This window comes from Ruegeria sp. CF1, from assembly GCF_056537445.1.
Window position 1 is genome coordinate 162,018 of sequence record NZ_JBQFRN010000003.1, and the last position, 12,530, is coordinate 174,547.

Sequence of the window (12,530 nt, forward strand, 5' to 3'; positions counted from 1 at the left end):
TCAGGCCTTTCTGATGAGCGCATCCACCGCCACCGCCCGGGTGGGCGTGCAGAGAAGCGGGTTGATTTCGACCTCGCCGAGCGTTTCGGCATTTTGCATTACATAGTCTTGAACGGCCTGAATGGCGGCAACGATTTCATCCATATCAGCCGCTGGTTGGCCGCGATAGCCTGACAGCAGCGGCGCGACTTTCAACTCGCCCAGTGCCGCGCGAATACTGCTGGACGTTGCCGGGATCAAAAGCGAGGTGGTGTCGCGCAGTATTTCGGTCAGGACACCTCCGGCACCCAGAGTCAGCACAAAGCCGTGGGCAGGATCCCGCACGACGCCGACGAGTATTTCTGCCACCGCACCTGTGATCATCTCTTCGATCAGAATCTCTTCGGTTCCAATATCCGCTGCCACACCCGCCACATCGGCAGCCTGTACCCCCAGCCGTACAGCGGAATGTTCAGACTTGTGGGCAAGGCCGACACCTTTGACGGCAAAGGGCGCTTCCATCTCGCGCGTCGCGCTTAGGGCTTCTTCGGCGCCTCGGACAGACCTGTTCTGAGGAATGCGCAAACCATGCGCGGCCAGAGCCTGCTTCGCCTCGGCTTCGGTCAGCGTCTGCGTCGCATCTAATGTGCCCGGCAGGCAGATTGGCGTGTCCGAAGGCGCGGCGACTTGAGCCGCCGCGCGTGTAGCGGCAAGCGCTTCACGAAGGCCAATGAAGGGAACTACACCGCCTTCTACCAGGGATTGCGCAGTGTTTTCAGGGAACAATTCGGGCAGTGTAGAAACCACTGCGAAGCGCGCGCCCGTTTCTGCCCGCACCTTTAGTGCCGTGCGTGTCGCGGCAGCCCAATCCGTTGGATCGGTGGTCGGGTAGTCGACGATCGAGAAGGTCATATCCAGGTCGTCGCCTGTCATCCCGGCCCAAGCTTTCGCCATCGCATCTTCATCGCGCCAGATATAGGTGTGGTAATCGAGTGGATTGCTTAGTGCGACCATCGGACCAAGCGCATCGCGCAATCGGGTTTGCTTGTCTCTGGACAGTTCTGGAAATCTGAGGTCAGTGCCGATCGCCATATCTGCGATCAGGCTGGCCTCGCCGCCCGAGCAGCTGATCGAAGCAATGTTGCCCCCCGGCAAAGGCCCATAACAATGCAACAATTTCAGGGTTTCCAGAAACTCGGGCAGCGAGGACAGGCGCGGGATGCCCAGCCGGTTTAGCAAAGCCTGCGCACCCGCATCGCTCCCTGCCAGTGAGGCGGTATGAGAAACTGTTGCTGCTTGCGCCTGTTCGGATGCACCCACCTTAAGTGCGATCAGAGGCACGCCTTTCCGATGTGCCTTGGCAGCAAGGGCCTCCCATTCGCGGATATCCTTGAAGCCCTCGATATGTAAACCGACGGCAGTGACCCGTGGATCATCGATCAGCGACATCGCGATCTCAGCCTGACTGGTCTGCGCCATGTTCCCGCAAGTCACCATATAGGCAATCGGCAGAGCTCGTTTCTGCATAGTCAGGTTGATCGAGATGTTGGAGCTCTGGGTCAGAATGGCAACGCCTCGATCTACTCGAGCAGCTCCATGCTGATCGGGCCACAATAGCGCACCATCAAGCGCATTGATAAAGCCATAGCAGTTTGGCCCAAGAATGGGCATGCTGCCTGCTGCATTGATCAACTCTGATTGCAGATCTCCTCCTGCCTGATCCTCGGCTGCAGCTTCCGAGAAGCCAGAGGCAAAGCAAACTGCGCCGCCGCTGCCCATGTCTGACAGAACCTGAACGGCCTCAACAGTGGCGTGACGGTTGATGCCAACAAAGGCCGCGTCCGGGGACGATGGCAGGTCTTCAATCCGTGCGTAGGCCTTGTGCCCGGCAATTTCATCCGCCTTGGGATGGACAGGCCAGATTTTCCCTGCGTAGCCCATGCGTTCCGACTGCAGGATAACCTGCTGGCACCACGCGCCGCCGCCGATCACCGCGATGGATTCCGGGCGTAGAAGACGGGAGATATCCTTGCTCATTCGGTCCTCAGGCACCCAGGGGCCGCAGCAGATCACGACTGATGATATGCCGCTGGATTTCACTCGTACCATCCCAAATACGTTCTACACGCGCATCCCGCCAGAACCGTTCGATCGGGAAGTCATCCATCAGACCCATGCCACCATAGATTTGCAACGTCGTATCCGTGACCTTTGCCAGCATTTCCGAAGCATAAAGCTTGGCCGAGGCAATCTCGCGATTTGAGGGCAAGTCCTGATCCAGTCGCCATGCGGCCGCGAGCGTCAGCCAGTCAGCAGCGTCGATCTCGGTGATCATGTCGGCGATCTGAAAGCCGACACCCTGAAACTTACCGATCGGCTGGCCGAATTGCTTGCGCTCAGCCGCGTAGTTCAGCGCATAATCAAAACAGCGCCGCGCGCGCCCGACCGAAAAAGCAGCAACCGTCAGGCGCGTTGCATAGAGCCACTCGTTCATCACGGCGAAACCGCCATCGACCTCGCCCAGAACCTGTGTGTCAGGCAGGCGGCAATTGTCAAAATACAGGATATAGTTCTTGTAGCCTTTGTGGCTGACTGAATTGTACCCCTCGCGCACTTCAAAACCCGGCGTACCACGATCTACGAGGAATGTAGTGATCCGCTTTTTAGGGCCTTTGGGAGTTTCATCCACACCTGTTGCGATGAATACGATGAAGAAATCCGCGTGCTCCGCGCCCGAGATGAAGTGTTTCGAACCGTTGACGACCCAGTCTCCTCCATCGCGTACGGCCTGACATTTCATGCCCCGAACATCTGAACCCGCGTCAGGTTCGGTCATAGCCAGAGCATCCATCTTTTCGCCACGCACGGCAGGCAACAAATAGCGTTCACGTTGGTCGGCGTTGCAGGCCATCAGGATATTCTGCGGGCGACCGAAGAAATGGGTCAATGCCATCGAACCTCGGCCGAGCTCGCGTTCGACAAGAGTGAAATCAAGATGCGAGAGACCTGCGCCACCAACTTCTTCGGGGAAGTTACAGGCATAAAACCCCAGTTCGATGCATTTCCGCTTGATTTCGTCTCCCAGCTCTTGCGGCACCTGTCCGGTGCGTTCGACCTCAGCTTCGTGGGGGTAAATCTCGTTCTCAACAAAGCTCCGCACTGTTGAGACGATCATTTCCTGTTCTTCGGTTAAGCCAAATTGCATGACGCGTTCCCCTGATGTCTGATTGGCAATGAAACGTAATTGCCTGACACGATGACATGCAGTAATCGTACGATATCATGCCGAGTTAGAAAAATTTGACCCAGATCTATAACTTTTTGCTGTTCGACGGGTTCTCGAACCTTTGCCTCGCCAACATGGTTGAGCCATTGCGCGCGGCGAACACTTTGGCGGGGCAGGATCTCTATGCCTGGCAGTTTTATTCACCCCATGGTGCGCCAGTCCAAAGTTCCAGCGGGTTGCAGGTCGCGCCTCATGGAGCGATGGGCATTGAGGCGGGTGATGCTTTGGTTGTCATGCCGTCTTATGGGTATCTGGAACACTCGGTTCCCGATACTCATCGCGCTTTGCGCAGGGCCGCAACCCGTCATCGCAAACTGGCTGGTCTGGACACAGGGAGTTGGTTGCTCGCGCGCGCGGGACTGTTGGAAGGGCATCGCGCGACCATTCACTGGGATGAACTTTCCCGGTTCGAAGAAACTTTTACCGATGTCGAGGTCGTGCAGGAACGTTTTGTGATCGACCGGAACCGGATCACCTGTTCGGGCGCGATGGCTGCTTATGATCTGGCGACTGCGCTGATTCTTGCGGATCACGGGCCGCTGTTGTCGATGGAGGTGGCACATCTTCTGATGAATCGTGGTGAACCAAGTGCTGCTTCACCACAGATGAAATCCGAAGACAGGCTGGTGAATCGGGTGCTGGGCGTCATGCAGGGCACGTTGGATGCGCCAGTAATGATAAAGGATATCGCTCGTCAGCTCGGGTGCTCTCAAAAGAAGATTGAGACCCGGGTTTTGTCCGAGCTGGGTGTAACACCGCAGGCGCTCTATCGTCGCCTGCGTCTGAATTTGGCGCGTAAACTTGCGGTCGAGACTCAGCAGTCCGTGGCCGAGATCGCCAGCCGCTGCGGGTATGAGAACCCAAGCGCAATGACGCGGGCGTTCCGGATGCAATTCGGGCAGACACCAACAGCCTATCGAAACGGGGAGTAACTTTGGGATTAGCCTCGCACGCGTGAGAGGTCCGGGTCATACGGGGATGGCGCAATCACCTCGGCCGCGATCAATTCTCCGCACAGGTCAAGCTGCATTCGGCTGCCGGGTTCGGAAAATTCCGGAATCACAAAGCCGTAAGCAAGGTTTAGCCCTGTTCTGTGGCCCCAGTCACCTGACGTGATTGTGCCAATAACCATGTCGTCCGACATCAGGGAGGCTCCACCATGCGCCGGTGCTTTGGTTGCATCGATTTTCAGGCTTACCAGTTTCTTTTGAGGCCCGTTCTCAAGGCGTCTCTGCAACGCGTTTCGGCCAATGAAATCGCCTTTGGTCAGTTTTACGAACCGATCCAAACCGGTCTCAAATGGGTCGAACTCTGTGAGCAGATCGGCTTTCCAGTGCAAGAACCCTTTCTCCATCCGCATGGACTCGACGGCGCGAGCACCAAATAATTTCAAGCCATGCGTCTCGCCAGCTTTTCTGAACGCCAGATAGGCCGCGTATAGTGAGGCGTTCGGGACATGTATCTCGTAGGCCAGTTCCCCTGAGTAGCTGATATTCAATACAGTTGCTGGCGCGAACCCGACAAAACACTCGCGAACTGACAGCCAGGGAAAGGCTTCTCGCGACCAGTCTCCTCGAGCACAAGCGGACAGCACGTCGCGCGATTTGGGTCCGGCCAGCACTAATATTGTCTGATCATTGGTGAGTGAGCGGATTTGCACATCTTCGCCATCATGCAGATGCGCCTTTAGCCAGTCCATATCATGGTATTCGCTGGCGGCGGCGGACCCGTACCAGACCCGTGCCGGGCCGCGATCACTCGCGGGAAGGTTGGCGATGGTGGCCTCGGCTTTGACCATCCCGTGGTGGTTCAGCAGATAACCAAGGCCGACCCGCCCGTCGCGTTTTGTCACCGCGCCGCACATCATCCGATCCAGAAACCGATGCCGATCGGTTCCAGTGATTTCCAGCCGGTTGAAGCCGTTCACTTCGGCCAGTCCGACATTTTCTTGAAGGTTTCTGATTTCCGCTGCCACGACGTCAAAGGTCTCATCAAAACTGAAACTCAGCGTTGGGTGAAAATCTGGTGCAGGCTTGATGTAGTCGACCCGCTCCCAACCGTTGACCACTGTAAATTCAGCCCCTTCTGCTGCGAGGATCGGGGTCAGCGGTGTGGTTTTGGCGGGGCGACCGGCAGGCCGGTGTTCGTGCGGGAAATGAAAGCGGAATTCATTCTGGTAATCTTCGATGGCTTTCAGCGCGGTCAGCTCCACATTTGTGTGGCCGGTAAACCGACGCGGATCAAGGCACCACGTGTCATAACAGGCCTCGCCGTGAAGGATCTGTTGGGCCAGCAGCCAGCCATGGCCACCCCCTTCGCCCAAACCCGCGCGCAGACCGATGATGCAGAAAGCATTGCGCTTTCCGGGGATTGGCCCGACCAAAGGTGCGCCGTCAATTGTGTAGGTGATCGGACCATTCACCACTGTATGAATACCGACATCCATCAGTGCAGGCATGCGTGCGAAGGCACCTTCCAGCACATCCGTCACGCGGTCCAGATCGTCAGGGCACAGCGCGTTCACAAAATTCGGATCGATCCCGTCCATGCCCCAGGTTTTGCAATCCTGCTCGTAGAAGCCGACCAGCAAGCCGTTCTTCTCCTGCCGACAATAATAGTCGCTGATCGGACAGCGCAGCAGGGGCATCCGATGGCCTGCGTCGCGGATCGCTTCGATTTCTTCTGTCAGAAAATACTGATGCTCCATCGAAGCGACAGGGTGGTGCACGCCCATCATCGCGCCCACTTCGTTGACCCGATAACCACAAGCGTTAACTACGATATCGCAATCAATATCGCCGTGTTCCGTGCGAACCGTCCAGGTATCGTCCTTGTGCTGTGTCAGTCCTGTGACCGGAGTATTGCGATAAACCTCGGCCCCGGCTTTGCGCGCACGGCGCGCCAGAGCTTGGCACAGTTGAGCCGGATCGATGTCGCCATCTAACGGATCCCATAGCCCACCGAGAAGGTTGTCGGTGGAAATCAACGGGTGCCGGCGGGCGCATTCCTCTGCATCTATGACCTCGAAATGCACATCCATTCCGCGCGCCATAGACGCAAAATGGTGGTACCCCTGCATCTGCTCAGGCGTATTTGCAAGCCGGATGCCGCCGTCACCGTGATGGTAGTTGATAGGATAGTCCGGATCCTCGGCCAGTTCCTTGTACAGGTTGATCGAGTGGGTCTTCAGACCAACCATGGTCTGGTTCATGCCAAAATTGGTCACCTGCGCGGCCGAATGCCAAGTTGTGCCGCTGGTCAACTCATCGCGCTCGACCAGCACCACATCGGACCAACCTTCACGGGTCAAGTGATACAGAGTCGAGCAGCCGGCGATACCGCCGCCAATGACGACCACTTTAGTGCGCGATTTCATCAAGGACCCTCCGGTACGTAGTTTTTGGGGATTAGCCTGTTCTGTCAGTTGGTTCACAAGCGGCTGGATATTGTTACGTAAAAAATCGAAAATAAAAGCTCATTAACTCGTAGTAATTCGAATGCGGTTGAAATTGGCTTTAGACGTTTAGTTGAATTGATCAACCTGATGCGGTTGGAGGATCACAAATGGCTGCGCCGCAGGCGAAAAGGTCCGGTCGAAAAGGACGTATCGCACAGCGGGCTGAAAAGCCTGCGCTCGACCCCTGTCCGCCAGGTCAACCGGGAGGCGCTTACAAACCCTTGACTGGGGTTGAGCTTGAGCGGATTTACAACACGGCTCTGGATCTTCTTGAGAAGCTGGGGATCGGTGAGGTGCCGGATCGCTTGCGTTCTGATTTGTTGGCGGTTGGGGCGCAAGATAGCGGGGAGGGGAGGATACTTTTTTCGCCTCAACTTGTGGAACAGGCGATTGATCAGGCCGCCAAGACCTTCGTTCTGCACGGGCGTGATCCAGCCCGATCCATCGAAGTTGGCGGTAATCGCGTCTATTTCGGAACCGGAGGGGCGGCGGTTCAGACGCTTGATCTGCGCAGTGGTCGCTATCGGCCTTCAACCTTGCAGGACTTGCATGATTTCACGCGTCTTCAAGATGTCTTGCCAAATGTCAGCTGGTTCACCCGCTGTTGCGTTGCAACCGATCTGGAGGAAACCTTCGATCTGGATGTGAACACCGTCTATGCGCTGTTGAAGAATACCTCCAAGCCCACCGCGACGTCTTTTACATTGGCGCAGCACGTTGCGCCAATTGTTGAGATATTGGATATCGCAGCCGGGGGACCCGGTGAATTCGCAAAACGCCCGTTCATGAAAGCACATATAAGCCCGGTGATCTCGCCGATGCGCTACGGCGAAGACGCAGTGGATGTGGTCTACGCCTGCATCGAACACAATATTCCGATTTCTTGCATCACCGCTGCTCAGGCCGGCGCGACTGCACCAGCGACCTTGGCTGGTTTTCTGGCGCAGTCATTGGCAGAAACTCTTGCGAGTCTGGTAATGGTCCACGCGATCCAGCCCGGGTTTCCTATGGTCTTTTCGAATTGGCCACTGGTGATTGACCTTCGGACCGGCGCGTTCTCAGGTGGCAGCGGAGAGACGGCTGTCCTGAATGCAGCATCTGCACAATTATCAAATTGGCTTGGGCTGCCTTCAGGTGTGGCCTGTTCGATGTCTGATGCCAAGGCGATCGACGCTCAATACGGGATGGAAAAGGGACTGACCTCAATGGCGGCAGCGCTGGCAGGTGGTAATCTGATCTATGAAAGCTCGGGCATGACGGCCTCGTTGCTGGGTGCAAGTTTTGAGGCGTTCGTGCTGGATGATGAGATGCACTCGTACACCTACCGCGCTTTGAGGGGGATAGAGGTGACACACGAGAATCTGGGCTTTGACGCAATCTGCGAAGCAGTTCTGGGCGAGGGCCATTTTCTGGGTGGTCAGCATACTTTTTCGGCCATGGAACGGGATTACTTTTATCCCTCACTCGCAGACAGGGACGAGCCGCGAACCTGGGCAGAAAACGGAGCGCAAGATGCCTGGAGCCGCGCGCGACATCGGGCGCAAGAAATTTTGCAGACCCATACGCCAAGATACCTGTCAGACGAACAGGATCGGCAAATCCGAGATCGCTTCAACATTCTTTGAAGGCTGATCCAGTGCTATTCGATAAGTTTGAAACTATCCGTCAGCCACGGGATATCATCGCGCAGTGGGGAAATGATGCGGTCATTGATCAATGATCGGGTTTTGGCATCCACAAGCTCAATCACTGATCTTGAACAATCCGGCGTCGCGACCAGCGCCAGTGTGCGTGCAAAGCTCTTGCCCGGAAATGGGTGCATGCACAGCCTTGATTGGAACCGCTTTGCCCGAGAATACAGCAGCGGCGTCGTGATGGTCCAACCCGCACCGGAGGACACCATCGACATCAGCGTCTGATTGTTGCTGCATTCAAACCTGTGAGAGGACGAAATCCCCATCCGGCGTAATTGGGACTCGATCTGGCGCGCGATGATCAGATTGCCGGAATATCGTAGAAACGGCAATTTGGTTCGTCCCTCAACAATGTCTTGCAAAGACTTGTCATTCACCGCAGGCAAAACGATCACAAATGGATCGCGCAGAAGGGGGCGATCCTGCAGATCGCGCATACGTTCGCTAGGAGTAGTGGAAATCCCCAGATCCAACTGCCTGTCGCGCAGCATGTCGATAATCGCGTGGCTGGAATCTGTATGGTACATGAAATCGCAGGCAGGCATGTTCGTAAACAAGTAGACTGCCAGTTCCGGAATGATGTCGCTGTCGAAATCCTCGATCGTGCCGAAACGCAGATAACTGGCCTCGGTAATACTGCCCGCAGATGCCTCTGCCTTGGCCTTTCGGATCAGGTGCAGCGCATCGTCGATATTGCGCAGGAAGACCCGGCCCTTCGGGGTCAGAACCATGGGTCTACGGGTGTGGTTGAACAGCTCAACGCCCAGATGGTCTTCGAGATTGCGCAGGTGATGGGAAACGGTGCTGATCGTCAGCCCTGTTTCCTTGGCAGCCGCCTGTAGCGAGCCCTTTTGCGCACATATCTGAAACAGTTCCAGCCATTTGAGACTGAGGTCTTTGGGAGCAGACTGACGCGGCATTCCGGTGCTTTCGTGAGATCAGGGCATTCCCGGCAAATCTACGCAGATAATGAGAGCTTTGATATCAGAATCTTGGAATTCTGGCTCAATTGCCGAGCACTCAGGTCTCAGAGCTTTCCAAAAAGCCGCGCGCGGTCTGTGCAGCATCCGCGATATGGCTTTCGACTGCTTTTCGGGCTTTGGCAGGATCTCTACTGAGGATGGCATCATGGATGGCAGTCATGTGGCTCATCCCAGAACGCTCTCGATTCCGCGCTGCGAGGGTCAAGGCCCGCAGGCGGCTGATCCGGCCGTTCAGACGTTGCACGACCTCCCAGGCGATGCTGTGCCCAGCCTGTAGAAAAATCAGTTCATAGAAGCGAGTTGTGGCCTGTAGCAGATTTGACCATTCGGTGTCATTCTGCGCCCCGCCCACTGCTTTCAATGCCTTGCCCAGATCCTTTGCGAAACCTGTCTCATGCGCTTGTGCACAGGCGGCGGCGGCTGAGCCTTCTAGCTGTAAGCGGATGTCATAGATTTGCCGCGCTTGGTCCCAGCTGAGGGTCGAGACGATTGGCCCGCGGTTGGGGATAATCTCAACCAAACCTTCGGCTTCCAGAAACCGGATCGTCTCGCGGATGACGGTGCGGCTGACACCAAGCTGATCGCAAAGCGGGCGTTCAACAAGCCGCTCACCGGGGGCAAAATGCCCGGCGATGATCGCTTCGCGCAGGCGTGCTTGCACGATATCCCGCAAGGTTTGCGGTGCTTTTTCGATCTTTTGAAGGGTGGAGTCGGTGTTCATCATCGACGCTTTCATATCTGTGGTACGGATCCGGAACAAGTATGATTGACATATCGTAATATGGTATACCATATTCTCGACCAAAGGCTTGCCAAAGGAATCACCATGTCCGCCGAAATTCGAAAAACGCTTCTGCATGTCGAAGACACTCTGATCGAGGGTGGTAAGTTGGCGGACACTCCGCTGAAGCTAATTGCCGCAATGGCTGTCATTCGGAACCCGTGGGCTGGTCAGGGATTTGTCGAGGATCTTGGCCCTGCAATCCGCGAGTGCGCCCCTGGACTGGGGGAGTTGCTGACCAAAATGATTTTGGATGCTTCAGGTGGCGGCGACCGGGTCGAAGCCTATGGAAAATCCGCGATTGTGGGCTTGAACGGAGAGGTCGAGCATGCGTCGGCCCTGATCCACACGCTGCATTTTGGCAATCATTATCGCAAAGCAGTCGGCGCGAAATCCTACCTTTCCTTCTGCAATACGCGCGGCCCTGCCAATGCGCCGCTGCTGATCCCCTTGATGGACAAACATGATGGGGGTCGTCGCTCTCACTACCTTACGATCCAGACTTCGGTCGTAGATGCACCTGCGGCAGATGAGATTCTGATTGCACTGGGTGCATCGATTGGAGGGCGGCCGCACCACCGGATCGGGGATCGCTATCAGGACATCGAGGAACTTGGTCATGACGTTGACAACCCTGCAGCTGTCTAACTCGGGCCGATCAGTCGCGTTCAGAGAGGCGGGCGAAGGGCAACCGGTCTTTATGATCCATGGCGTTGGCATGCAATCTGCGGCCTGGGGCCCTCAGTTTGACACGCTGAGCCAGCATTGCCGTATAATTGCGGTTGATCTGCCGGGGCATGGAGGCAGTGACCGTCTGCCATCTGGAAGCCAATTGCCGGATTTTGTCGGCTGGATGCATGATGTTGTCGACGCATTGAATCTGGCTCCGGTCGCAATCATCGGGCATTCAATGGGGGCACTGATTGCCGCCGGCTTTGCGGCAGAGTACCCCGATATCACTAGCCGTGTTGCTATGTTGAACGGCGTCTTCTGTCGCGATGCCTCAGCCCGCGCCGCAGTCATCCAACGGGCCGCTGACATCAGCGCGGGTCGAGTTGATCTGGAAACGCCGTTGTCGCGCTGGTTTGGTGACAGTCCGGGTGATCTGGCTGCCCGTGCGCAGGTGGCGTCGTGGCTTGGGTCTGTGGACCAAAGAGGCTACGCCACCGCCTATTCCGCTTTTGCGCGGGGCGATGCCACTTACGCCAGCAAGATGAATCTGATTTCGTGCCCGTTTCTGGCGCTCACCGGCGACGGAGACTCGAACTCAACCCCGGCTATGTCACAAGCTATGGCCGCAGCAGTTCAAAACGGTCGGGCCGTTGTGATCCAAGGCCACCGACATATGGTGAACTTGACAGCACCCGATGAAGTAACAGCGCATCTGGTTGAATGGCTCGGCCAGCCCGCCGAAGAAAGGATTGCGCAATGACCTCGATCGATCCCCGCACGCTGCGAAATGCATTTGGAGCGTACATGACGGGCGTCACCGTGGTTACTTCGCATGATACCCAAGGTAACCCGATCGGGTTTACTGCGAACTCGTTCACATCCGTCTCACTAGACCCGCCGCTTGTGCTGGTATGTCTCGCCAACAGTTCAAAGAACTATGACGCATTGATTGCCGCCGACGGGTTTGCCGTCAATATCCTGTCAGAGACACAGATCGAGGTATCCAATACCTTTGCCCGGCCCGTCGAAGACCGGTTTGCCAGCGTCGAGTGGCGGCGTGGACCTGCGGGATCGCCGTTGATCGATGGGTCGTCGGCCTGGTTTGACTGCGCTATGCACAAAACCGTCGAAGCGGGGGATCATGTGATCCTGATCGGCGAGGTCAAAGCCTTCGACAATACTCCGGCACCCGGTCTCGGATATGTCAGGGGGGCCTATGTAACGCCATCAACAGCGGCTGGCGCCTTGATGCAGGACACCGGCCTGATCGTCTCAGCCTTGATCGAACGCGCAGGTGAGGTTCTGTTGATCGATGCCGGTGACGGCGCGCTTGCACCGCCTGAGGTGGCGGTTGGATCAGAGGGCGTTTCGGCTGCATTGGACAAGCTAATCGATGCCACCGGGCTGACCGCAGAGCCGGGCTTTGTTTATTCGGTTTACGAAGATGCAGAGAAAAAGCGTCAACACATCGCGTTTCTGTGTCAGGCCGCAGATGGTGAGCCGAAGAAAGGTAATTTCGTCCCGCTGGATATCGTATCCTTTGGCACTGTAACCGACTCGGCGACCCGAACCATGCTGGAACGATTGTCCGAGGAATCCCGTCTGGGAGATTTTGGCATTTACTACGGAAACAAGAACAGCGGCGAGGTTCGCCCGATTACACGAGGAGGTCACTGAC

At 56.5% G+C, this 12,530-nt stretch carries 10 protein-coding genes; 5 read left to right on the forward strand and 5 right to left on the reverse strand.

Annotated elements, in window-relative coordinates:
* Both ACRZ96_RS08460 and ACRZ96_RS08465 read right to left on the reverse strand, forming a co-directional pair.
* Positions 1-2,016, reverse strand: coding sequence for an acetate--CoA ligase family protein (locus ACRZ96_RS08460; protein WP_480706261.1), 2,016 nt, complete (start codon positions 2,014-2,016; stop codon positions 1-3).
* Positions 2,017-2,023: 7 nt separating this feature from the next.
* A complete protein-coding gene (locus tag ACRZ96_RS08465) occupies positions 2,024-3,184 on the reverse strand; it encodes an acyl-CoA dehydrogenase family protein (RefSeq protein ID WP_480562055.1) in 1,161 nt (386 codons plus the stop codon).
* A gap of 95 nt (positions 3,185-3,279) precedes the next feature.
* On the opposite strand from ACRZ96_RS08465, the gene ACRZ96_RS08470 reads away from it, so the two are divergent.
* The gene (locus ACRZ96_RS08470; protein ID WP_480771802.1) at positions 3,280-4,197 is read left to right on the forward strand and encodes a GlxA family transcriptional regulator; all 918 of its coding nucleotides are present in this window, start codon (positions 3,280-3,282) and stop codon (positions 4,195-4,197) included.
* 8 nt (positions 4,198-4,205) lie between these two features.
* On the opposite strand, the gene ACRZ96_RS08475 is transcribed toward ACRZ96_RS08470, so the two are convergent.
* Positions 4,206-6,641, reverse strand: a complete 2,436-nt coding sequence (locus tag ACRZ96_RS08475) for a GcvT family protein (RefSeq protein WP_480706257.1) — start codon at positions 6,639-6,641, stop codon at positions 4,206-4,208.
* Positions 6,642-6,829: 188 nt separating this feature from the next.
* Here ACRZ96_RS08475 and ACRZ96_RS08480 point away from each other — a divergent pair, with 188 nt between their 5' ends.
* A complete protein-coding gene (locus ACRZ96_RS08480; RefSeq protein WP_480814395.1) occupies positions 6,830-8,347 on the forward strand; it encodes a trimethylamine methyltransferase family protein in 1,518 nt (505 codons plus the stop codon).
* A gap of 14 nt (positions 8,348-8,361) precedes the next feature.
* On the opposite strand, the gene ACRZ96_RS08485 is transcribed toward ACRZ96_RS08480, so the two are convergent.
* Together ACRZ96_RS08485 and ACRZ96_RS08490 are read right to left on the reverse strand one after the other, a co-directional pair.
* A complete protein-coding gene (locus tag ACRZ96_RS08485; protein WP_480706255.1) occupies positions 8,362-9,336 on the reverse strand; it encodes a LysR family transcriptional regulator in 975 nt (324 codons plus the stop codon).
* 100 nt (positions 9,337-9,436) lie between these two features.
* Positions 9,437-10,123 carry a GntR family transcriptional regulator gene (locus ACRZ96_RS08490; protein WP_480706253.1) on the reverse strand — a complete coding sequence of 229 codons (687 nt, stop codon included), beginning with the start codon at positions 10,121-10,123 and terminating at the stop codon, positions 9,437-9,439.
* Between the two features lie 102 nt (positions 10,124-10,225).
* Between ACRZ96_RS08490 and ACRZ96_RS08495 the strand changes: the two genes are divergently transcribed.
* From ACRZ96_RS08495 to ACRZ96_RS08505, 3 genes are read left to right on the forward strand one after another with little or no spacing between them, the layout of a single operon-like run.
* The gene (locus ACRZ96_RS08495) at positions 10,226-10,828 is read left to right on the forward strand and encodes an amino acid synthesis family protein (RefSeq protein ID WP_480706251.1); all 603 of its coding nucleotides are present in this window, start codon (positions 10,226-10,228) and stop codon (positions 10,826-10,828) included.
* The gene (locus ACRZ96_RS08500) at positions 10,800-11,612 is read left to right on the forward strand and encodes an alpha/beta fold hydrolase (protein WP_480706250.1); all 813 of its coding nucleotides are present in this window, start codon (positions 10,800-10,802) and stop codon (positions 11,610-11,612) included. Before ACRZ96_RS08495 ends, ACRZ96_RS08500 begins: the two co-directional genes overlap by 29 nt.
* Positions 11,609-12,529, forward strand: coding sequence for a flavin reductase (locus ACRZ96_RS08505; protein ID WP_480706248.1), 921 nt, complete (start codon positions 11,609-11,611; stop codon positions 12,527-12,529). The genes ACRZ96_RS08500 and ACRZ96_RS08505 overlap by 4 nt, the downstream gene beginning before the upstream one ends.
* Position 12,530 lies beyond the last annotated feature (1 nt).